This window comes from Paenibacillus sp. FSL K6-2862 (genome assembly GCF_038005125.1).
In the GTDB taxonomy this organism is placed as follows: Bacteria; Bacillota; Bacilli; order Paenibacillales; family Paenibacillaceae; genus Paenibacillus; species Paenibacillus illinoisensis_A.
This window is the reverse complement of sequence record NZ_JBBOSN010000001.1, coordinates 2,868,379-2,891,381: the sequence shown is the minus strand read 5'-3', so window position 1 is coordinate 2,891,381 and position 23,003 is coordinate 2,868,379. Positions and strand designations below refer to the sequence as shown.

18 protein-coding genes are annotated in these 23,003 nt (G+C 46.8%); 3 read left to right on the top strand and 15 right to left on the bottom strand.

Going from position 1 to position 23,003, the window contains the following annotated elements:
* Positions 1–191 precede the first annotated feature (191 nt).
* The 5 genes from MHB82_RS13270 to MHB82_RS13250 form a co-directional block, all read right to left on the bottom strand.
* Positions 192–1,283 carry a Gfo/Idh/MocA family protein gene (locus MHB82_RS13270; RefSeq protein ID WP_095358295.1) on the bottom strand — a complete coding sequence of 364 codons (1,092 nt, stop codon included), beginning with the start codon at positions 1,281–1,283 and terminating at the stop codon, positions 192–194.
* A complete protein-coding gene (locus tag MHB82_RS13265; protein ID WP_341174891.1) occupies positions 1,276–2,220 on the bottom strand; it encodes an AraC family transcriptional regulator in 945 nt (314 codons plus the stop codon). The genes MHB82_RS13270 and MHB82_RS13265 overlap by 8 nt, the downstream gene beginning before the upstream one ends.
* 22 nt (positions 2,221–2,242) lie before the next feature.
* Positions 2,243–3,247 carry a Gfo/Idh/MocA family protein gene (locus MHB82_RS13260; protein WP_341174890.1) on the bottom strand — a complete coding sequence of 335 codons (1,005 nt, stop codon included), beginning with the start codon at positions 3,245–3,247 and terminating at the stop codon, positions 2,243–2,245.
* A 302-nt stretch (positions 3,248–3,549) separates the two neighbouring features.
* Positions 3,550–8,784 (bottom strand): S8 family serine peptidase, encoded by a 5,235-nt coding sequence (locus tag MHB82_RS13255; RefSeq protein ID WP_341174889.1) that lies wholly within the window; start codon positions 8,782–8,784, stop codon positions 3,550–3,552.
* 664 nt (positions 8,785–9,448) lie between these two features.
* The gene (locus MHB82_RS13250) at positions 9,449–10,909 is read right to left on the bottom strand and encodes an alpha-L-fucosidase (RefSeq protein WP_341174888.1); all 1,461 of its coding nucleotides are present in this window, start codon (positions 10,907–10,909) and stop codon (positions 9,449–9,451) included.
* A 118-nt stretch (positions 10,910–11,027) separates the two neighbouring features.
* On the opposite strand from MHB82_RS13250, the gene MHB82_RS13245 reads away from it, so the two are divergent.
* Positions 11,028–11,861 carry an AraC family transcriptional regulator gene (locus tag MHB82_RS13245; RefSeq protein WP_341174887.1) on the top strand — a complete coding sequence of 278 codons (834 nt, stop codon included), beginning with the start codon at positions 11,028–11,030 and terminating at the stop codon, positions 11,859–11,861.
* Between the two features lie 86 nt (positions 11,862–11,947).
* Here the strand turns inward: MHB82_RS13245 and MHB82_RS13240 are convergent, their stop codons facing one another.
* Positions 11,948–13,003: a glycosyltransferase WbsX family protein gene (locus tag MHB82_RS13240; protein ID WP_341174886.1), complete on the bottom strand. Its 1,056-nt coding sequence runs from the start codon at positions 13,001–13,003 to the stop codon at positions 11,948–11,950.
* Between the two features lie 28 nt (positions 13,004–13,031).
* Positions 13,032–14,045 carry a glycosyltransferase family protein gene (locus MHB82_RS13235; RefSeq protein WP_341174885.1) on the bottom strand — a complete coding sequence of 338 codons (1,014 nt, stop codon included), beginning with the start codon at positions 14,043–14,045 and terminating at the stop codon, positions 13,032–13,034.
* Between the two features lie 296 nt (positions 14,046–14,341).
* On the opposite strand from MHB82_RS13235, the gene MHB82_RS13230 reads away from it, so the two are divergent.
* A complete protein-coding gene (locus tag MHB82_RS13230; RefSeq protein ID WP_095358301.1) occupies positions 14,342–14,740 on the top strand; it encodes a hypothetical protein in 399 nt (132 codons plus the stop codon).
* Between the two features lie 62 nt (positions 14,741–14,802).
* On the opposite strand, the gene MHB82_RS13225 is transcribed toward MHB82_RS13230, so the two are convergent.
* The 6 genes from MHB82_RS13225 to MHB82_RS13200 form a co-directional block, all read right to left on the bottom strand.
* Entirely contained in the window at positions 14,803–16,155 is a 1,353-nt protein-coding gene (locus MHB82_RS13225) for a glycoside hydrolase family 30 protein (RefSeq protein WP_341174884.1), read from the bottom strand.
* 21 nt (positions 16,156–16,176) lie between these two features.
* A complete protein-coding gene (locus MHB82_RS13220; protein ID WP_341174883.1) occupies positions 16,177–17,820 on the bottom strand; it encodes a sugar ABC transporter substrate-binding protein in 1,644 nt (547 codons plus the stop codon).
* Between the two features lie 77 nt (positions 17,821–17,897).
* On the bottom strand, positions 17,898–18,785 hold the full coding sequence (locus MHB82_RS13215; protein WP_095287395.1) for a carbohydrate ABC transporter permease: 888 nt from the start codon (positions 18,783–18,785) through the stop codon (positions 17,898–17,900).
* Between the two features lie 15 nt (positions 18,786–18,800).
* The gene (locus tag MHB82_RS13210; RefSeq protein WP_341174882.1) at positions 18,801–19,796 is read right to left on the bottom strand and encodes an ABC transporter permease; all 996 of its coding nucleotides are present in this window, start codon (positions 19,794–19,796) and stop codon (positions 18,801–18,803) included.
* Between the two features lie 123 nt (positions 19,797–19,919).
* Complete coding sequence (locus MHB82_RS13205; protein WP_341174881.1) at positions 19,920–20,936, bottom strand: LacI family DNA-binding transcriptional regulator; 1,017 nt, start codon at positions 20,934–20,936, stop codon at positions 19,920–19,922.
* Between the two features lie 107 nt (positions 20,937–21,043).
* Complete coding sequence (locus MHB82_RS13200) at positions 21,044–21,376, bottom strand: thioredoxin family protein (protein WP_341174880.1); 333 nt, start codon at positions 21,374–21,376, stop codon at positions 21,044–21,046.
* 202 nt (positions 21,377–21,578) lie between these two features.
* On the opposite strand from MHB82_RS13200, the gene MHB82_RS13195 reads away from it, so the two are divergent.
* A complete protein-coding gene (locus MHB82_RS13195; protein ID WP_255247833.1) occupies positions 21,579–21,710 on the top strand; it encodes a hypothetical protein in 132 nt (43 codons plus the stop codon).
* A 133-nt stretch (positions 21,711–21,843) separates the two neighbouring features.
* Here the strand turns inward: MHB82_RS13195 and MHB82_RS13190 are convergent, their stop codons facing one another.
* Positions 21,844–22,449, bottom strand: a complete 606-nt coding sequence (locus MHB82_RS13190; protein ID WP_095287398.1) for a pentapeptide repeat-containing protein — start codon at positions 22,447–22,449, stop codon at positions 21,844–21,846.
* A gap of 200 nt (positions 22,450–22,649) precedes the next feature.
* A complete protein-coding gene (locus tag MHB82_RS13185) occupies positions 22,650–22,943 on the bottom strand; it encodes a DUF3817 domain-containing protein (RefSeq protein ID WP_341174879.1) in 294 nt (97 codons plus the stop codon).
* Positions 22,944–23,003: the final 60 nt, after the last annotated feature.

Here is a 23,003-nt window from a genome sequence, read left to right as displayed (position 1 = left end):
ATGTCTAAACCTTATACCATTAAACTCTTATTCATAATATAATTCCGAGTAAACATATATGCAATGATTTTTTTTCGAAATGTTACAAATATTTTTTTAATCCGACGAAATGCATAGTCTAATAACGAAAAAGACGCTGCCAAATATCAGCAGCGTCTTCCCATCGTTTAATTGGTTTGGCATCTAAAGAATTAGTTTTGCTCGTTCAAGTACACCGCTTTTCCTGTGCGGGCAGATTCATAGAGAGCTTCGAGAATTTGTGATACAACCAGAGCTTGTTTAGGTGTAACTACAGGCTCTTGATCTTTATCGATAGCTTCAATCCATTTTCTCATCTCAACATCCGGCGCACTTTCCGACTTCCCGTCGTAGAACGCTACGCCGTCTGCACTAAGGGAGATCTCATTCGTATAGAGACGGCTGAATTTCTCGCCGTTAATGCGCAGGCCATTCTTCATGTCGGCTCCGGCTTCCGTTCCACTAAGACTGCATTTTGCTTCATCCACATCCAGCGAATTCAGCGCCCAGCTGGATTCCAGCATGATGGTCGCACCATTTTCCATCACGATCATGCCGAAGGCCGAATCCTCAACCGAGAATTTCTTCGGATCCCACGGTCCCCATGCATTTGCTGCATTTTCTTTTTGGGAGAGCTCATGATAGGTCGTGCCCAGAACCACTTTCGGTTTGTAATTGTCCATCATCCAGAGTGTCAGGTCCAGTGCATGTGTACCGATATCGATCAGTGGTCCGCCGCCTTGTTTTTCTTCATCGAGGAAAACACCCCATGTCGGTACGGCTCTTCTGCGAATCGCATGTGCCTTGGCGTAATAGATCGATCCCAGCTCGCCTGCTTCGCACATCTGCTTCAGGTACAAGCTGTCTTCTCTGAAGCGGTTATTGTATCCAATGGTCAGCTTTTTGCCTGTGCGTTCAGCTGCTTCAAGCATGCTCTGTGCTTCGGCGGATGTCTTCGCCATCGGTTTTTCACACATGACGTGTTTGCCGGCTTCAAGCGCAGCAATGGAGATTTCGGCATGCGAAATATTAGGTGTGAGTACGTGAACGATGTCAATCGTTTCATCTTTCAGCAGCTCCTGATAGTCCGTGTATACTTCGGCTTCTGCACTGCCATATTTCTCTTTGGCTTCCTCAGCCCGTTCAGGAACAATATCACAGAATGCAACCAGTTCAACATTATCGAGCTTGCTCAAACTTGGCAGATGCTTGCCATTCGCAATCCCGCCACATCCAACAATTCCAATTCGATACACTTTACTCATATCCATTCACCCTCACTTTTGATTTGGTTTGTTTCATCTTCCGAAAAGCGGACGGGGTCATCCCCAGGCGCTTGCGGAAGACGGCATGCAAATAGTTGGCATTGGTAAAACCGGAGACAAGTGCGATCTGTTCAATCGATCCGTTGCTCTCCTCCAGATTGCGGCACACCGCGCCAAGACGAATATCTTCCAGCACACGGCTGAACGGCATGCCTGGCTGCACCTGATAAAATATCCGCTGCAGTTGTCTGGTGCTGATATGTAGCTTCTCTGCCACATGTTCCAGTGTGACAACATTGGAATAGTTGGCCTCCATATACTGCACAGCATATTCATACCTGTACATGGACATATCCCGCTCCGGTGCTTCAACCCGGATTTCGCCGTTATCATGGGCACGAACGGTTCTCAGCAGAATGCTGATCACAAGCTGTTTAATGGATGTATAATACCCGATCAGTTTACGATCACATGCTTCATACGCTTCCAAAAAACAGTTCATGGCCCGGTGATAATCATACACCGGAACGAGGGGCAGCGCCTTGAGCTTGGCGATCGTTTCCTCGGATTCTGCGGCTTCCCACGGATCTACATCCTCTCTGGGCTGCTCGACAATATCCACATGAAGACATAGTTCATCCATGTCTTCTTCGGCATCGGCCTCCTGATAGTGAACGACGCCAGGCCCGGTCAAATAAAGCATGCCTTCGGACAAGGAATGCATCTGGTCTCCCAGAATAACTTTCCCCTTGCCCCGCGGTATAAAATGAAATTCAAATTCCGCATGGTTATGAAAATCAACGATTCGACCTGCCGGAAATGACGTCAAGTGAAATCGTAAAACCCGTATTTCGTAATGTCCCCAAGCAATGGTAATGTCCAAACGCTCGAGGAGATCCTGTCGTTCAAGCATTTTTTCAAAAGGATATCGGTTCAATTATCGTACCTCCCCAACCAGCCTAACCTTGCAAATCACTGAGGGAGATCCTGCGTCCTTCCTTGGCAGAGGTGTTTGCAGCTTCCATCAGGCGTGTCAGCTCGGCAGCAATCTGCAGATTCTCAGCAGCCAAGGAATCATTCTGAATATGGGAAACCCACTGACTGAATGCGCTTTCTCTTTTCTCCAGCAACGGAAGCTCAGTCCACTCTTTAACCGCCTCTGTACCCGCATTGGTCCGGATCAGCAGCCTGTCGTCAGGAGTACCATACAACAAGGTCCCTTCCGTTCCATGAACTTCAATGGTAAATGGAGAGTGACTGTTCACGAAACCCGCCTCAACCACACCGATCGCTCCAGAATCCGTAAATAGGGTTGCAACTGCATTATCTTCTACCTCTTTGCCTGTGACATAGCCGAAATTGGCACTCACACCTGTCACTTCCTGACCCAAAAAGAGTCTGGTTAAATACATCGGATGGCACCCCAGGTCAATCATAGCACCTCCCTGACATTCCTCCAAGTTATAAAAATGCTGTGGCAGCCAGTCGGCAATCGCTCCGTTATGAGACAGGCGAACCCGGACATAAGTCACTTTCCCCAATAAACCTTGCTGGAGCACATCCTGAATGGTTAGCGTATATCCGTCATTTAATCGAGGTAAGGATACGGTCATCTTGACGCCCTGCTCACGGACTTCATCCAGGATGGCATTCACTTCTTTTACCGTTGAAGCAATGACTTTTTCCGTAAAAATATGTTTACCTGCTCTTGCAGCGGCGGTGATAACGTCCTGGTGGTCACGAGTAGGTGCATCCACGATCACGGCGTCAATGTCCTTCTGTGCCAGCATCTCTTCAAGAGATGAAAAGTAGGGTACATTCAGTCGTTCGGCAGCTTCCTGCCCGCGTTGAGCATTGTCATCCCATACAGCTGCAATTTCAGTATCCTCATGTTCCTGGACTTGCTTGATATAATCCCATGCATGCACATGCCACAAGCTTATTTTACCAATTCGAATGGTCACGATGTCTTACCTCCTAGTATATAATATCCTGACATTTAAATATAAGTTATCACAGACTTCGTTTAATTTTAATAGAAACAGACGACAACAAATATATAAAATTACGACATCCTATTCAGAGTCGACATTCTGAGTTCAACAAGCCAAGAAGCTGTCTCCTCCATGATTTTTCGGTTAGAAGGCTTCACATTGAGGTTTAAAGGCTCATGTTGAACATCCAAAACAAGACCAGGGCTCATGCAATTGCATGGCCCTGGTCTTATTTCATTGAATGGATTCTATTTCTTGGATCCTTTCGCGATTTAAGGGAGCAAATTCTCTTCTACAGGTGACTCTGGTTCTGGTTCCGGATCTGGTTCCGGTTCAGGGGTGTTCTCTTCCCCGGCAGTTACGTATAACCGGCCTGGTGCTTCGGTCTCGATTTTGTTGCCCGCTGCATCCTGAACGCGAATCACAATGACTCCACCCTCAAGGACTAACGAGGAAGGTGTAGTATATGTGCCCGTATAATGACCGGGTTCTGTCTCCACCAGTGGAATCTCCGATCCGCCTTCCGCATTCAGATTCAGCGGCAGCTGGATTCGGAATGAAGCCTGCAGTCCTGGAGCACTGTCGAAGGAGACCGTTACGGTTTCTCCGGACGCAATTCGCACATCTTCGGCAGGTGCAATATTGGTCAACTCAGGCAGCGTTGTTTCCACGTAGACTTTACGGGTTACCGTTGTTTTATTGCCCGCGACGTCCGTCGCAATGACTGTAATCGTGTTTTCGCCTTCATTGACGAGAATACGATGACTGAAGCTTCGGTCTTTCTCCAACTTGACTGTCTCGCCGTTTACCGTAACCTTGTTGAGGAATTGATCCACGGCGCTGCCTGTAACATGCACGACTTCAGCGTTGGTTCGGCTTCCTTCCTCAGGCGTAAGAAGTGTTAATTGCGGAGGCGTCAGATCCTGGATAATAACAACAGGAAGTGAGCGATCCGTTACTTTACCATCAATTATTGCCTCTGCAGTAAAGGCATTGACTCCGGAACGGAGTTTGGCGTCAAACTTGAACGTTCCGTTGGTTACCGTTGTTGTCCCTGCTACATCTTTGCCATTGTAAATTTTGATCTGAGCTCCATTCGCCGGAGAAGTACCTGATACGGTGAATGTAGTTTTATTGGTATAGGTATTGCTTGGTGCCGTAAGTACGGGTGCGTTTACCGGATATCTCACCACTGCCCGGATCATATAGTTACCTTCTTCTGCCGGTGCTGTGTCCCATACGCCGCTTACGCGCTGCCAGCTTCGTCCGGCATTGGTTCCGTTCTCATCGGTAGCCAGTCCCGGAGCACTTGTTCCTGCAACAGATTGTACATACACGATATAGAAATCTCCGCTCGTGATGACCGGTTCTGGGAATTCAACGCTGGTCCACTGATCATTGCGAAGTGCTGTTCCCTCAAACGGTCCTGCCAGCAAACGCCCCGGTGCTCCATTCGCCCCGGAAGCATCATAGACAGCATATTGGAATGCGGTTCCACCAGGCACAGGCCACTCTGAGTTCCAGAACCGGAACGATGCGCCTGTTACTTGAGCGGTTGCTTGCTCAGGTGTCATCCGGACCGCCCAGGCATTATCTGCGGCTACAAAGGCTCTTGCATTTTCCGCTGTACCGTCATCATATGCGATTTCTCCAGGGAAACCAATAAACGGCTTCAATGCCACACTTGCATCCGCAGCACCATTTCCTGGTACCGTCACATTAACGGTTTTACTGTAATAGTCTGCAGCTCTGACGGAGACGGTGTAACTTCCTTCCAGCACATCAAGTACGAAACTGCCGTCCGACCCGGTGCGAACCTCACCTATCTGGGCATCTTCCAGTACCAGAACAGAAGCATCAGCCAGAGGTTCTCCTGTCCGTTCATCAGTAACGATACCTTCAATCGTACCATGAGGTATAGCTTCCAGATTGAAATTGGCTTTTGCACCACTACCATCGGTAATGGTTACTGCTTGTGTACGCGGATAATAACCATAAGCCTCCGCTTTCAATGTATAATCACCCGCCACATGAGTGAAGCTGTATTTCCCTGTGGATGGATCTGTTTTCACCGAACGTCCGGTTTCAATGACCGTAACCGTTGCACTTGCAGGCAGGCTTTGTGGATTAACAGTGCCTGTTTCCGGTTTCTCAGCCACAGGCTGCCGCTGCTTGGATTGATTGAATTCTGCCTTATCGGTTCGTGTAACCTTGTACCAGGAGTTGTCATATTCCGGTTTTGGCTTGTCACTGCTGAGCACTACCGAACTATCCTGTGTAACCGTCTCTGGAGCAATGCTCAAGATCCGGAAATCGTCAATATACCAGCCGGTCTTGACCACACTGCTATCTGAGGTCAGGCGGAATCGGAATTGAACTTCGTTTCCAGTCAGCGAACTCAGGTCATAAAAAACCGGTGTCCATTGCTTGCCATTAGAATTATGAGAGAACTTGCCCAGCTCTGACCATGTGCTTCCACCATCAGATGAAGCTTCCACATAGCCAAAATCATATCCGCCCTCAATTTCATACCAGTGGTTGAATGTCAGGGTAGCATCATTGGTATCCGTCAAATCCACAACGGGTGAAACCAGTGAATAGTTTGAACCATTCTCATACGTACTGTCCAGATCCGTTGCCCAGACATTTGGCGGAGAAACGGCACTTGCTGGTCCATTAACTGGAACCCCGCGTTCCCATTCATCCTTCGTTCCCGAATGAGTCCAGCCATTATCGTCACTACCGTCAAATTGGTCGACGTAAATGTCTTCCGGCACCTCAACCGATATGGATACCTCATTCGACTTTTCACTCTCATTGCCGCTATAATCCAGAGCCGCAACGGTGTAATAGTACGTTGTATCCGTTACTGTAGCTGTATCCGTAAATGTTGTCGCTCTTGTATTTCCGATCGCCTCGTATTCGGAACCCGAAGTTGTCGAACGATACACGACATAAGACTCCAAATCCTCATTGTCAGGTCCATTCCAGGATAACGCCACATTACCCAAAACGTCAGCTGTAGCGCTCAGCTCTACAGGTGCACCCGGGGCGATATCATCTGGTGCTTGTACAGAAAAGTCATCGATATACCAGCCTGCCTTCTGTACAGTGCTGTCACTGGTCAGATTAAACTGGATGAATACCTGTTGTCCTGCATATTCACGCAGGTCCACATACTGGGTTTTCCAATCACCGCCTGTGCCCGTAAAGCTTAACAGTTCTTCAAATACATAGTCACTGTCTTCCGTGGCGATGTATACCTTACCGAAGTCAATATTGCTCTCCAGATCAAACCAGTGTTTGAACGAGAGTAATGCCCCTTCTGGACTTTCGGTAAGATCAATAGGTGGAGCGAGCAGATAGGCGTTGCTGTTTGCTGCATACGTACCTTCCAGGTTGGTGGCAATGACCTTCTCACCGGAGGCTGCACTGCCAGGTCCGCTGGTTGGCGCACCCCAAACCCATGTGCTTCCTGTACCGCCAGTTGTGAAGCCCAACTGATCTTCTTCAAAATCCTGAACATATCCAGGTTGGACCCCATTGGATACAGCCACTTTGTACACCTGGCTGTCAAATCCGTTGTTGCCGTAATCGTTAACCCGGATATAATATTCCACGCCTGCAGGTTCGATCAAGAATGCCGGAATGGAAGCGGAATAGGTTCCATCCTTGCTGTCCCCTGCTATGCGATTCATCGGCAGATAGACATACTGGCTTGTTCCCGTTGTTTTGGCAAAAGCCTCTACGGAGACCACTCCCACATTATCCGTTACATGAGCCGTCAGCGGAATGTCGAGTCCGGTAAAAGCTGAATTCACAGGTGTATGCTGGAGTACCGGTTCTTCCAGATCATCTCCTGCCGTTACCACTCGTCCTGATACGGTTCCTATTCCTTCTAGGACGGAACCCACAGCGTCCAAGGCATTAATAATGCCATGCCCGTAACCGTTGTTGGGCGAAGTCGGATATTGACTGTCCGTTCGCGGTGTTGCCGTATCCATAATGATCTGTTCCAGCTGATCTACGCTCAGGGAATGATTGGCCTGGAGCAGTAATGCAGCAAGTGCTGTCGTATGGGGACCAGCCATAGATGTTCCATCCCAGCCTCCCTCGTATACCCCGCCAGGAACAGCAGATCGGATATTGACTCCTGGTGCCGAGACTTCCGGCTTGATTTCATCATATGGAGATGGACCCAGAAGTGAGAATGAGGCCAGGTTACCGTTAATATCTGTTGCTCCTGTAGCGAAGCTTTCCGGATAATTCGCTGGATTCGCAACTGAACCTGGGCCACCTGGATTCGTTAATCTCACATTACCTGCCGAAAACTCAGGGAAAATCTGTGCATCCCGCCAGGCTTGTACCATCGGCCGGAACCACTCGTCCAGTCCTGCACCACCACCCCAGGAATTGTTGACAACATCCGGGGCGAGCTCAGGATGAAGGTTGCCTTCGGCATCCACTGGAGCGATCAGCCATTGCCCGCCGTCCAGGATAATGGCATCGGTGGTTTCCGGATTGAATATCCGCACACCGATCCATTTGGCACCTGGAGCCACACCGATCTGATTGCTTCCATCTTCCTCCGAACCCACCATCGTACCCATCGTATGTGTACCATGCCCGTCTTCATCCGCAGGCAGGGAAGCGTTACTATGTGGATCATACCAGCTAAGCTCTGGATCAACGATATTACCAGATGCATCGAATCCTCTCCATTTGCTGCGAAGAGCTGGATGATTGTAATCAACCCCACTATCCAAGTTGGCAACGACGATGCCTGTTCCATCGATTCCTCTCTCCCAAACTGCGGGTGCATTGATATAATCGATATTCCATTCAACATTTTCTGTTGCCAGGTTATCCTTTGTTGCAGCTGCCGAGTCTTTGGAAGTTGCTGCATCTTCTTTGACCGGTGTTTTTGCAGGATCTGCAGCCGGAGCCGCACTTGCCTTTTCTTTGTTCACCTCAGCTTTTTGCAAATAACGCGTTTCGTTAGGGAGAACTTTCTCCACTTCAGGCAGCAGAGCAATCTGTTCCATGACTTCCTTGGTACTCGTTACGGCGAGTGAATTGACGATAAAATAGCTTTTATATTCTTTGACCTTGCCTTCGTCAAGTTGTTTCTCGAGATAGCTTTCGAGCGTGTACTGCGTCCGCGAAGCCGTTTCCCGGAGAGAGCTGACAACCGAATTGCGTACGGACAGCTTGGTCGCTGAAGCCGTCTGTTTCTCGATTGTCGCCTTTTCCATGGCCTGTTTCGAGACTGCTGACGTGTCCACCTGCTCCTTCATTTTCACGAGATAGGTGACATAGTCGCTATCCTCAAACTGTTTGGTCAATTTCGCGTTGACTTTGGATGTCGAAACCTTGGCCAGGCTTGATTTCATGTTGATTTTTTGTGATGTGGAGTTTTCAGCTGAAACCGGATGTACAATCGAAAATGCAAGGAGAAGCGAGAGGCCCATGGAGATGGGCTTGCGTAACCGATTACTCTTAATCAAACTTTTCCACTCCTTTTACCCGGTTTTTGGATTATTCTGGTGCTTAAGCCCTTCTCAATTAAAATCAAAATGGAATTACGGCCTTTTGCGGACACCAATAGACGCCCGAATCATTACATAGAGCCTCACCTCCTTTAAAGGTCTGGTTACACAGGCGATATGAAACGGTAGCAGCAGATTGTAAGTCTTGAAAGTTTAGAAATGGAAGATTGATAGGCCCAAACATGAGAGTGAATGTTGATAAGCATTCATATAGGAGGGTAATCACCTGCGTTAGCAGAAAGCTTGCCAGGGAGTGAATGAAACGTTCATTTGCGATTTGTGCGAGTGATGTAGGAATCTCTTTAAAATTACATGTAATAACCAAATTGCAATTTAACTGGATTTTTATGGAATAGTATATCGTCACCATTTGATATATACAAGCACTTTTCTAGAAAAATATTGAAAATAAGACTATTTAATGCTTTTATATGTCTGATGTCTCTCTTAACTTGAAATCATTTTTTCATAATTGCGCACCATTGGTATTGTGCTAGATTCAAATCATGTCTTTATGACTAAGACTTGCTGTGTAAGAGACAACTGAAATACATAGCACACCCTCGACACAACCATTGGAATAACAAAAAGAACCGACAATGCTGCCGGCTCCATCCTTTTCTTAGTCCATTTCAATCTTGAATACAACAGGCGATTCGCTCTTCACATTTGTTGTTGTGATCGTCAGCGCATCTGCTGTTCTTACCCATTGAGGGCGTTCATCAAATCCCAAAATCTCAATGCTTTCGATTATTCCATGGAAGTGATGTGAATTCTCTTTCATGGATCGAATACGAACCTCTCCGTTGTCCGGATAGACAAGAACCGTGGCGTAGAGAAAGCTGTCTTTTACTGTAAAACGAATATCTTCACTGGTAAACATCTTGGTATCTCCGTCCGTGAATTGGCCTTCCTTCACTTCTGTCGGTCCTTCACCGTAAGTACGCCAGAAGGAAGTATCATAGATAGCCTCTCCGTTCACTTCGAGCCACTCCCCTATGGCTAACAGAATATCCCGGTCTTCCTCGGGTATGCTGCCATCCGCTTTTGGTCCCACGTTGAGAAGCAGATTGCCGTTTTTACTCACAATGTCGACTAGATCCCTGATGATTTCATTCGCTGTTTTGTAGTTGTTATTTTCCGTGTAACACCAGGAGTTTTTGGCGACGGCCGTATCGGTTTGCCAGTAATAAGGCTTGAGGTCGGCAAACTGCCCTCGTTCCACGTCGGGAACGGCACACCCCAGCACAAACGCATCATGTTTGTAGTTAATGACTACAGGAATTCCCCACTCTTCTCCTTTGTTATAGTAATACGCGCTGAATTTTTTCAGGTAGGGCTTGAAGGCTGCAGTCTGAATCCACCAATCAAAATAAAAGACTCGCGGCTGATATTGATCCACCAGCTCACAGCAGCGAATCAGCCAGTCTTCCAGAAACTCCTCGGAAGGAGGCGAGCCATACAGATCATGGTGGTCGGGTTCTGGCATGGCAGGCCAGTAAAAATCTCCGCGACTAAGGGGTTCCTGGATATCCGATTCGAATTCCTTCCCGTGGGACATGAAGAACCAGTGCTCTGCCCGGTGCGAGGAGACGCACAATGTAAGGTCTTGCTTCTCATAAGCGGTCTTCATCTCCCCCAGAAGATCCCGTTTGGGTCCCATTTCAACTGTGTTATAGTGGGAAATGGAGCTTTTATACATTTGAAATCCGTCATGGTGCTCAGCGACAGGCATCACGTATCTGGCTCCAGCCTTTTTGAATAGTGTGGCCCATTCGTCTGCATCGAACTTTTCCGCACGGAACATGGGAATGAAATCCTTATATCCAAAATCCTTCGGGTGTCCATATACTTCAAGATGGTGTTCATGGGCTTTGGAACCCTGGATATACATATTACGTGAGTACCACTCACTATCATAAGCTGGAATGGAATACAGTCCCCAGTGAATGAAAATGCCGAACTTGGCATTCCTGTACCAATCCGGGACCTGATACGCACGGAGTGACTTCCAGTTATCCTTGAATCGGCCTTCAGCAATGGTGGCTTCAATCTTTTGCAAATATTCGGTATGCTCCATCATCTGTTCTCATCCCTTTCGTTATCCTGTTCCCTAGTATTGTAGCGGTAGGTTGAAGGGATAGACATGCAGAACACTAACTTTTGGATGCACAATAATAACCTTGTAAGGAGATATGCTCATGAATCATCAGACGCTGCTTACGAACTACCTGTCCAACCTGCAGGTGGAATTGTACATGGTCAACTACAATCGGTGCGATGCCGACTGGCGTGATCTGGATTACACCCCCGACTACAGCAAATTTTATTGGATCAGCGAAGGAGAAGGATGGTTAAAGATTGGGGATCAGGAGTATTATCCTGTACCTGGACAGCTATATTTGATGCCTGAGGGGGTTACTCAATCCTATTCAGTCATTAGCGAACAGCCTTTTCTGAAGTATTGGTGTCATTTCAGCGCTAAGGTCGGGGGAATTAATTTATTTCAAATTTTGAAGTTCCCTCACTTCTGCACCATAGAACGCCCTGAATTGGTCAATGAAATCTTCAATCATATTCTTCTGTATGCGAGATCGGGTGAAGTGTATGCTCACATGATGGCCAAAAGCAAACTGATGGAGCTTATATCCCACTATCTGATGAATCTGGATCTGGAACAGATCACGTATCTGAATATACCCGTCATGGAGAAAATGTCTGCCATACTGGCCTATATCGATGCCCATATTGAAGAAAATATTACCGTTCAGGATCTGGCGCAGATCGCTTATATGCATCCCAACTATTTCATTCGCTTCTTCAAGCAGCAGGTTGGCATACCGCCCATTCACTACATTACGGGCAAAAAAGTGGACAAAGCCAAGGAGCTGCTCAGCTGTACGCAGAACACCATTACCATCATTGCTGAACATCTCGGATTTCGGGATTTGTATTATTTTTCGAGGCTGTTCAAGAAGCATACAGGTTTAACCCCGACTGAATTCCGCAAACAAACGACGCTATTGGTAACATAATACTGGTTATGTATCCCTGTTCCTGAACATCAAAAGGAGTTCCCTGAGTAAGGAACCCCGTGAGTTACAACAGCTGGTTATGAATTTCAATGACTCCTTGCCTGGATGAGTTTCTTGATTTCTTTCAAATAGGCATATCCGTACTCTTCATCCGGTTCAAGGTATGCCCCTTCCGCCCACTCATTCCAGGCATTGACGAACATGAACTCACTCTTGTACCCATGCCTGCTCCGTTCCAGCTGCCTTGACAGATATACCCCGAATTTCTCCGGAGTCGAGCCGATGGTACTCTGCCCGTCCATGCCCCGACGGGGTGTATTATCCCAATTTACAAAAGCACCAGGGTAGATGATCTCCCCGTTTCGATGCGGTGATCTTTCCAGAATGGCAGACCATACCTTGTCGTAGTTCACCACAGTATGCTTGCGACTGCCGATGTTCAGCTCGATCCAAATTTCGTTAGTGTGACCATGGGCAAAGGTATAATGCGGCTCAAATTCCATGCTTGCATCAAACACCTGACTGTCGTAAGTCGGGAAACCGCCTATCGTTTCAACAAAATGAATACCCTCAAGCCCGTGCTTCACTGCGAGTTTGCGCCAGTACCGAATCATATCCTCACAACGGGGGATGCTGGCAGGCCGATAAATAAGGAACATGGGCTTACCGTCCACCCGGATATACCGTTTGTCTTTAAATGCCCTTACCAAATATTCGAAATGTTCTTTCCAGTCATTCTCGTCCCCATAGTCCTGTGAAATGAGAACGTCCGATTCCTGACCATCCCATTTACGTGTCCAGGTTTCATTTGCCCACGACAGGCAAAATGGAAAATCAGGTTCTCCGGTTTGTATAATCTCATCAAACGGCTTTTCGAGCAGACGCTTGCCCTTAAACCAATAGTGATAATAACAAAATCCGTATATCCCGTGATTCCTTGCTGTATCTGCCTGCCATTTGCGCACTGCAGGGTCGGTCAGATCATAGTATTTCTCTTGTAATGGTTTCCTGGGCTGAACATGCCCGGAGTACAAGGGAACTGACTTTTTCACATTGGTCCATTCGGTGAAACCTTCTCCCCACCACCTGTCATTCTCGGCAATACGATGAAATTGAGGTAAATGCAACGCAATAAGTTTCAATCGGGATTCCTCCATACGTCAGCCGGATTTATCGGAAGATTCGATCCAGAAGCTGCAGGCTGCTCTGAAGATAGGAATGATTGTATTTGACATAAGCCATTGCCCTGGAAGCCGCCAGTCTTCGCTGATCCACCCGGTTCCAGTAGAAGTCAAACTTCTCTATGAGCTCCTCCTGCGAGTTATAGCTTTGGAACACGTCCGTATCCAGATTCCTATTCGTCGATATCGAATTCAGCTGAAACGTGCCGCAAGCGGCTACCTCCAACACGCTCCTAACCGAAGAGTTGTCCTGAATAACCATTTTGCTGCCGTTGTATAACGCAGCCCGATCCTCATGTGCATGCACGGGTATAAACGATCCGAATCGCTTCCACCCTTCCCCCTCCACTCGAACCTTTTTGCCGGATAACAACGCATGATTCGCCAACTCAACAAGGCTGCTGCCCGGCTGAGCATCTCCAATGATATAGACATCCGACTCATCTTGTTTGAGTACGGACTGCGGGTAATATACGTTAGGATTTGGCGGAAAAGGAACCTCATAACATCGTGCATTACTCATGCGTCCATAGGTTGGAATGTTCTCCGCTTTCTGTGTAAACACATAGTCAAATATGGAAATGAATGATTCCGAATGCTTCACACCGGATAGGTCGGTTAACCAAATGGCCTTATTGATCGGTGAGGTCCTTAAGGCTTCCATGCTCTCCTCTGGCAAAATCTCTCCATCTTCCCCGCCCAGTACGAGAACCAGGTCCGTTTTGGAACGTTCCAAATAAGGTCCAACAGGCTGAATCGTCTTCATTTCATATATGCTTTTCACCAGATGCCTCAAACTCTGTTCCACGAGAATGGAAATGGAAGAGGATGCTCGATCATTACAAGGCGTAATGAAGAGAACATTCAATTGTTTGTAGACGATATCCGGAGGAACTTCCTTGGGTGGATGAATGACATCCTGTAGAGTTTCCATCATATGCTGCTGCAGATCCGCCTGTTGGGCGGTCAGATGATGCTGAATTGACTTCAGTTTCCGATTCAAAGTGGCATTCACCTGTTTTATCAACATTCGGTTGGGTTGCTCTGCAGAAAGCTTGTTTTTTTGAGATTTAACTTGCATCCGTCTCTTTTTAGCGATGACCGATCCCTCCCGTCTCAAGCGGATTGACGCTCACTGCCTACAATATGCATGGAAGACTGGCTAGGTTTCTAGAGTTGTATTTTTAGGTGTTCAACCAGAAGTGATTGGGAAATCTCCTTATAAATGTGCAAGAACCCCGTGTCCATCCGGATCTTGTCCTCATAGAATATATCAAGACCAGATGGGAGTTGATATGTTTGCCAACATTTAATAGCATTCTCGTAACGGGAAGCCAGACCATCAATCAGGATCTGCAAGTGAATGGCAATGAAACGATCGGAGTAGACCTGCAGGTCAACGGAAACCAGACCATTGCGAACAACCTGCAGATTAATGATAGTGCATCCATTACGAATAACCTTGGTGTCGGCGGAGTGATCGAGGCAGGGGACAGTGTAAAAGCAGCTACCCAGATCATGGCTCTGAATCAGCCAACCCTTCCCGCTGTCTTACCGGCTCTGCAGCAGTTGTTATATTATAATCCGGGCGTCTTGAACCAACCCGGACTGGTTTTGACAGGAACGAGTGGGAATCAATATGTATTATTCGTCGACGATAGCGGAGGAACACCGAATCTCGCTATTCAGATGATATAAAAGGTATGCAAAAAGCCGGTACGCAGAGTGGTTTCTCTCTGCATATCGGCTTTTCTCTGTTCTTATGATGGATTGGGAATCAATATAGACCAGGCGCTTTGTGGCTCCATTGTCAGATTCAGAAGCTCATCATTGCGTATCTTCAATCGGATATTTTCGGACACTTCTCCCTCATTGAAGAGCACTACGGCAATTGAACCATCCTTGTTACGGAAGGCAACGTTATATATGGATTCTTGACTGGAACTGGAGTCAATTCGAACGGCCTGCGGGCGAATGATTGCACTAAAATGAGCCAAGGCATAATAATCCAGCGTATACACAAGCTCACCTGTTTGCTGATTCACCTGCACGATTCCCCGGCAAGTACTGCGACCAAAGCCCGGAACCGTCGGCCCATTGTTTTCATCAAGTGCCATATTCCAAAGTACAAAAGACTTACTGTAGTTGCGTAATATTTGAATTCCCGTACGCATGACGTTTGAGAACGCTTGTTGGAACGGAGGAATCCATTCCCCTCCTGATCCTTCTGTAAAATGTACTTCCTTTCCGGCGTACGCTTGATAGACTTTTGTTTGTGCCGATGCTTCACCCCCGTACCAGTGCCAGGCAACGCCGTCAACTTCCTCTCCCGCCTGCTCCAGCACCGTAAGTGGATAACCCGGTTCATCCCAGTTGTGATCATAACAGAGAATTTTGGTCTGAATACCTTGGCTGACAAAGGCAGGTTTCAGATAATTTTTAATAAAATCCGCCTGTGCTTCCGCAGGCATCAGCATGCCTGGATAATGGCCCGGTTCATACAATGCCTCATTCTGCGGTGTCACTGCATGGACGGGCAATCCATGTTCCGCGTACGCTTTGATGGTTTTGGCAAAATATTCGGCATACACCGGATAATACTCAGGCTTCAGTTGTCCCGTAATCATGGACCCGCTTGTTTTCATCCAACCCGGGGCACTCCAGGGCGAAAGAAAGAGCTTCAGATCCGGATTTAATTCGAGCGCCTTCCGGGTTAAGGGAATTACATCCTCCTCATCATGGGCAATACTGAAACGGGCGAGATCCAGATCAGTTTCCCCTTCTGGCAGATCATTATAGCTGTATACCGTTCTGGCATAATCGGAAGCGCCCATTGGATTGCGAATGACCGACAAGCCGATGCCATTTTCTGGGTGGAACAGCCTTATCATCAGATCCTCCCTTTGTTCTTCACTCAATATCTGATGAATCAGATACGCTGACGAATCGGTAAATGAAGCTCCGAAACCATCCATCTCCTGAAAAGTATGCTGATCATCCAGCTTGACTTCAATTGGCTCCCGGTCCGATTGAAGCAATTTCAATTGTTCCTCTGATACCGGCTTAAATAGTTCATGTTCTCCTGTTGATCGATAGATCGTAAATTGACTCATCTGATCCCCTCCGGGTTTCTTTTATTGGATGCCTAATTTCTCCTTATTCTGTTTCATCTTCTCACTGCGGACCTTCACGATCTCGTCCCAACGATTTTCATCCAGGAATGACTTGTAAGCGGCAAGTGCACCATCAAATGAAGCATCATCCTTCGCTCGAACCATGCTAACCAGTGTCGAATTCCATTTGGTGTTGATGGCAGACAAGGCACGTGCTTCCTGTGTTCCTTGATCCGGATTGATATTCTCCAGAATAAAATGAGGTTTCAGCTTGCCTTTGCCCCATTCCTGCATTTGTTTAATCGACTCAGGAAAAGCATCCGCACTTAACGCTTTGTGACGATCATGACCGAAGAACATGAATTCTCCCATGCGATAATCCTTTTTGAACTTATCCGCATTATTGAGCTGCAGGTCCTTCACGGCTGGCAGTAATTCAACCGTACCGTCCGCTTGGGTCTGGTAAGTTTCACCTTCGATACCGTAGTTCATTAGCGTCTGCCCCTCCTCACTGAGCAGATACGTGAAGATCTGAATGGCTTTGGCCGGATCCTTGCTGTCCTTGGAAATAAAGTTGATCATCCAGCCCGTTATGCCGGATTGATTCAACGTTGGAGCATGGCCTTTGGTACTCTGTGGACCGTCAATTGCGATATATTCCTTGCCAGGGTTAGCACTCATATAAATTTGAAGATTGCCTCCTTGCTGTGGTGTGCCGTCCAGCAGCATCGTTGCATATTTTCCCGATTTCACTTTTTCCTCAAACGCCGTACCATCATCTGCAAAACTGTCATCACTGATATTGCCATCTCTGTATACGGTGTTCAGCGTTTTCAACCAAGCGAGATAGTCCTCATCCAGATTACGATCATAGAATCCGCCGTTCTCGTTCTCCAGAGGTACACCGATGAAATCCTGCAGCGTATCTCCAAGCGAACCTGTACCCTCTCCAATGGCGTTAAATCCGAATGGGATCAACGTTGGAAACTTTTCTTTGATCTGCTTCATTACGCTCTGGAATTCTTCCGGTGTTCCAATAACTGGACTTCCCAGTGCCTCATAGACATCCTTACGGATGATAAATGCTGTTTTGGCTGGAATGTTACCGCTATCATAATCGGCTTGTGTATTGGAATAGTTCGGATATCCGTAGGTCTTGCCATCAGACAGCTGAAACCAGTTAAGAGTATCTGCCGCAGCCACCTTGTTGAAATACGGATCGTATTTCTCAGCCAGATCATTCAGCGGCAGTGCCCAGGTTGCAGCCTTTTGCACGACAGGAGAGTTCGAGTCGAATACGGTCAGCAGGTCGGGCATCTCCCCACCGGCAAAAAAGGTATTCAGTTTCGTATCGTCCCCTGTTATGAATTTAATGTTGATGTTCAAATCTTCTTTGATTTTCTTTGTGACGATGTCTTTGCCAAAATCGGTATTCCACCAGTCTGCGTTAACGTACCAGGTTAGATCCGTTACCTCTTCTTTTTTGTCCAGCTGCCATGCCGGCGTCTCTGGATCAACCGTGTATCGGTCTTCAATGGAAACCCAGTTCCCCTCACCGGAGCCACCTGCTCCTCCTCCGCATCCTGTAACCAATAATACTGCTGTCAGCAGGGCAGCACTTAGTTTAATTCCCGTCTGACCGATGGCCTTCTTCATGTTCAACATCGAGATTCCTCCTCAGAATGTGGTAAATACCTGCACAGGCATTCAAAAACCTTGATAGATCCAGCTTGAGCTTAGCTTTACTCTTTGACAGCCCCCAGCATCATTCCTGATATAAAATATCTCTGAAGGATGGGATAGATCAGCACGATGGGCAAAGTAGTAATGACGATCGTGGCGAGCTGCACACCTTTGGTCGTTGTTTCAATGACCGCAGAGCCTCCGATATTTTGCATGGATTGCGTCTGGGATTGCACAATAATCTCATATAACATCATCTGCAGTGGATATAATGACTGATCCGTAATGTACAACTTGGTTGTCATAAAGTCATTCCATTGCCCCACTCCATTGAACAGCGCAATGGTAGCCATTGCTGGCATGGAGAGCGGGATGAAGATTTTGAGGAAGATATGCCAGTCTCCGGCGCCATCGATTTTGGCTGACTCCTCCAGAGAATCCGGGACGTTCCGGAAGAAGTTCATCAGAATGACAACATCATAGAAGCTGAACAGCGCCGGAATGATATATACCCAGAAGCTGTTGAGCAGGCCGAGTGATTTGATCAACAGGTACGTTGGAATCATCCCGCCCGAGAAGAACATCGTGATAACACCCATGGCAACATATAGCTTCCTGCCCCGTATGTATTTTTTGCTCAGGCCGTAACCCACCATGGCACAGAAAAATACATGAGTAACCACTCCAATTGTCGTTTTGGAAACCGAAATGAAGAAGGCTTGCCAAATACTCGAATCATTAAATACAGCCCGGTAGTTCTCCAGTGAGAACTCTGGTGACCAGAAAATGAACCCGCCTTCCGCAAGCGCCCTGCCGGAACTAAAGGAAGAGATAACCACATTCCAAAGCGGGACCACAATAACAATGGTACATATGACCAGCAAAATAATATTCAGCGTATCAAAGATCCGGCTATCGAGATCTTCTTTTGCCACCTTTCCATTCACGCGTTACGCCTCCTTCTACAGCACAGATTGATTATCGTTCAGCTTGCTCGTGATCTTGTTTGCGGTAACCAGCAAAATGACGGACACAATCGAGACAGCGAGTCCAACCGCTGTCGCATACGAAAAGTCACCCTGAGACATCCCCATACGATATACATAAGAGTTGATGACTTCTGCTTTTTCTCGGTTTTGCGAGTTCATCAGAACGAGTGTCTGGTCCAGGTTGGAGCCAAGTAAACCGCTTACCGTTAGAATCAGATTCAAGCTAATGATGGATCTCATATTCGGAAGCGTAATGTTCCAGATTTGTCTAAGTCTGCTTGCACCATCAATTTTGGCAGCTTCATAGTACGTGGGGTCAATCTTCGACATAATGGCCAGATACAAGATGGTCCCCCAGCCGGCCTCTTTCCATATATCCGATAACGTAGCAATCCACCAGTACTTTCCGGCATCCAGCAGGATGTTTTGCGGCTGTTCAATCAAGCCCAGACTGAGCAGGATCTGATTGAACAGCCCCGTCGTTGAGAACCAGGTGATGAGCATGCCGCCAAGTACGATCCAGGACAAAAAGTGCGGCAAGTATGAAACCGTTTGCACAAATTTCTTGAACCGTCCACTGTTCAGCTCGTAGATCATGATTGCAAGAATAATGGGAATGACGAAGCCGATCCCCAATTTGAGAAAACTGATGCCCAGCGTATTCACAACCGCATCCCAGAAATATTTATCCGACAGGATAATTCTGAAATTCTCCAAGCCTACCCACGGTGCGGTAGCGAGTGTATCAATGACCGTGTAATTCTTGAAAGCAATCGTTAGACCATAAATCGGAATGTAACAAAAAATGATCATAAAGATAATGCCCGGTATAATCATGGACTGAATTTCCCACTGCCTGCGATAGTCGATGAAGAACTCTTTAACCCGCTGTCCTAGCGGCTTTTTGTGTTTAGGACCTGACCCAATCGGCGTATTCCTGGCTGCCTTCTCAACAGCTAATTTACTCACGTTCCATAGCTCCCCTCTGACTTTCCATACTCATAAAAACGTTTTTATTTTTCTGCATAAAAACCCCCTTATTCAGCTTCCTTCATTTAAAAAAAGACCGAAATGATCCTACACAACTATGCTTCATATATCATTCCGGCCGATCTTTACGTGGCTTGAACCTCTGACGATGAGTTCACCCGATAATTTTTGAGCTGCACCTTGCTCTTTCTTCTTGATCATGCCAACCAATTGGTTAATAGCGAGTATTCCTTGCCTTGCAATCTGATTCCTTACCGTTGTGAGCGGCGGTGAAAAATACGGAGCAATATCAATATCGTCAAACCCCACCACACTAACATCTTGAGGAACTTCATACCCTTCGGATTTTAATGCATGAATGCAGCCAACCGCACTCAGGTCATTACCCGCGAGAAATGCATCGGGACGCTTGCCTGGATGCAGGTGCAAAAAGGACTTAATGGCACTGTACGTGCTCTCTTCCTCAAAATAACCCTGAATGATATAGTCATCATCCATCGGAAGCTGGTATTCACGCAAAGCTGCCAGATACCCGTCTCTACGCTGCACGCTGTCAAACATCGTATCCACCCCGGAGATGTAAGCAATCTTCTTGTGTCCAAGTGAGATCAGGTACTTCGTTGCTTCGTATGCTGCCACATACGAGTCAAAAATGACGCTTCCCATCGTTTCACTCTGATAGACACGGTCCAGAAAGACTGCCTTGATCTTGTCTTTTTGCATGGACAGAATATCCTGCTCATCAATTCGCAGCTCTTCATAAATAATGACACCATCCACGCGGCGCCCCATGATATTGCTCATGATGACCTGTTTATCCTTGGTGACAAATACATTTAGCCCATATCCGAGGCGATCACACTCGCGGGACATCGACTCAACCAGCTTGTAAAAATACGGGCCTGATACACTGGTCGTGAAGAAGCCCAGCATTTTGGTTTGTCCGGATTTTAACAACTTGCCATTCAGATTGGGAACGTAATTTAACCGCTCAGCCACCTTCAGCACATGAGACTTCGTCTCCGGATTCAGCACGTCCACACCATTCAGAGCATTGGAAACGGTGGATATGGAAACGCCTGCTTCTCTTGCAACATCTTTGATCGTAATCTTAGCCATAATGATTAGTCCTTTGCTATAAAAACGTTTTTATATTGTTAAATTAGCATAAAACCGCTTTCAGCACAACACTTTAATTTTTTAATGCTGATGCTCTATGCTTTTTTTCATGCGTATGAGCTGTAAATCTGCTCCAATTGCTCTGCCAAACGATCCAGACGAACGAACCGGTCCGCCCGCACAACTTCCTTCTGCTCAACCAGAACAAGCATAATCGGAACGGTGAAAATGAGGAACTTCGATGCCACCTCTTCCACCTGATTCGCATCAATGTGTCCCAGAGCAATTGAAGGATAAGGCTGGAGCAATTCTCTAATCTTGGGCAGCAAGGCATGACATACACTGCATTCCTGCCTGGAGACATACAGAAAAGTCAGCTTATGCTGCTGGATAAACGAATCAACCATGTCCATGGATGTTAACTCATGTATTTCTTTCATTAGCGCCTCCATCTCAATCCAAAATGATATAGCAAGTATGAGTGTACCATGAATACATGCACTTATAAAATGCACAACGAAGTGGATTACCTATTCATTACCAGACGGAGTTCCATAAATCATAAAGTTTCACTTTCCAAATTACCCCAATTTGGATTACACTGGATAAGTATAACCATCATATATGAAATGAGGTTTATCTATGAAAAGAAAAAGCATGTTATTCCTCGCTGCCCTCTGTCTGTTCGCTTCATTTGCTGCTTCTGCCTCCGCCGCTTCGGTTGACAACGGATTCAGTCTACTGTCAGATCGTCAAACGGGTACAGTTAAATAAGCGCTTCGTACCTTTTCAACAAATTCTCAAAAGCTAACTTCTTAGTGATTACATATAACGTCGGCTTCTAGATGGCATGAAAATGGACACAAACCTGTGGATTCATACGGGTTTGTGTCCATTTCATTTGGTGTTAATCAACCTTTGCGCCATAAGAACGCATAAACAATACAGCCTGTTCCGTGTCTATACGTGCACCCTTGACGTCCAGGGATTTCAGATCAATGCCTTCCAGATTAGCTCCGCGCAGATCCGCTCCCATAAGCTTGGCCCTGCTCAGTGTTGCTCGGGTCATGTCACAATCTCTGAGATCTGCCTTTCCAAGGTCCGTATCCGAGAAATCCGTTTCGTAGAAGCGGATGCCCCGCAAATCTTGTTTGCCCAGCTTCGTGTGTCTCAGATTCGTATACGACCAGTCCCCCTGAATAAGGGTAACACCATCCATCTGTGCTCCAGAGAAATCAGAACCGGTCATTTTACAGGACGTAAATTTGGAAACAAAAAGGTTAGCTCCGCTAAATGTACAGTTCTCAAAAGCAGATTCCGTATGAAACGATCCGTTCATGCTCGCTCCTCTGAAGTCGCATTCGATAAACCGGCAATTGCTCGTCTCGATCTCCTCCATGGAGGCATTCATAAAGGTACATTGCTTGAAAACACAGCGCATCAGCTCCCCGTATCTCAAGTCATGCCCGTCAAAATGCACCGCTTCATATTCCTGATCCTTATATTGGTACACGATTAAACCTCCTGCTTACATCTTCATTCTATTCATCCAAACTTTTTATACTATACCATACCCCTGTCAAGTACCTGCCTAAGTGACCGTAAAAGTCAAGGCATTTAATTTGCCACGATCACAGCTAACAAAAAAAGGCGTCTCTTCTGCTACTGTGCTTTACAGTAGGCTGATCGCCTTTTTCATCATGAGTATGAGGTTTATTTCCAGTCTCTCTTCTTCAAATAAGATTCAAAAACAAATGTTCCAAAGGGCAGCAAACCGGCCACGACACCCATGAACCAGCGTGCCGCCTTCCACCTGTTTACAACAGCCAAATGTACCAGTGCAATAAGATACAGCGGAAACAGTATCCCGTGAATCATGCCCATAATGGCCACCGGAGAAGATATATCCGCGAAATATTTCAAAGGCATGGCTATAAGAACAAGCAGGAGCAAGGAAACTCCTTCGCATATTCCTGCAATTTTGAATCGGCCGATCACTGTCTTCATCAGATTCCATCTCACCTTTCCAATCCTGGTTTGTGAATTATGTAACGTTCTCCACATTCA

Excerpts from the sequence above, each read along its gene's own strand:
- MHB82_RS13270 (WP_095358295.1), bottom strand. The coding sequence starts at position 1,283 with ATGAGTAAAGTGTATCGAATTGGAATTGTTGGATGTGGCGGGATTGCG.
- MHB82_RS13245 (WP_341174887.1), top strand. The coding sequence starts at position 11,028 with ATGAATCATCAGACGCTGCTTACGAACTACCTGTCCAACCTGCAGGTG.
- MHB82_RS13195 (WP_255247833.1), top strand. The coding sequence starts at position 21,579 with ATGAAAAGAAAAAGCATGTTATTCCTCGCTGCCCTCTGTCTGTTCGCT.
- MHB82_RS13200 (WP_341174880.1), bottom strand. The coding sequence starts at position 21,376 with ATGAAAGAAATACATGAGTTAACATCCATGGACATGGTTGATTCGTTT.
- MHB82_RS13185 (WP_341174879.1), bottom strand. The coding sequence starts at position 22,943 with ATGAAGACAGTGATCGGCCGATTCAAAATTGCAGGAATATGCGAAGGA.
- MHB82_RS13205 (WP_341174881.1), bottom strand. The coding sequence starts at position 20,936 with ATGGCTAAGATTACGATCAAAGATGTTGCAAGAGAAGCAGGCGTTTCC.
- MHB82_RS13250 (WP_341174888.1), bottom strand. The coding sequence starts at position 10,909 with ATGATGGAGCATACCGAATATTTGCAAAAGATTGAAGCCACCATTGCT.
- MHB82_RS13225 (WP_341174884.1), bottom strand. The coding sequence starts at position 16,155 with ATGAGTCAATTTACGATCTATCGATCAACAGGAGAACATGAACTATTT.
- MHB82_RS13220 (WP_341174883.1), bottom strand. The coding sequence starts at position 17,820 with ATGTTGAACATGAAGAAGGCCATCGGTCAGACGGGAATTAAACTAAGT.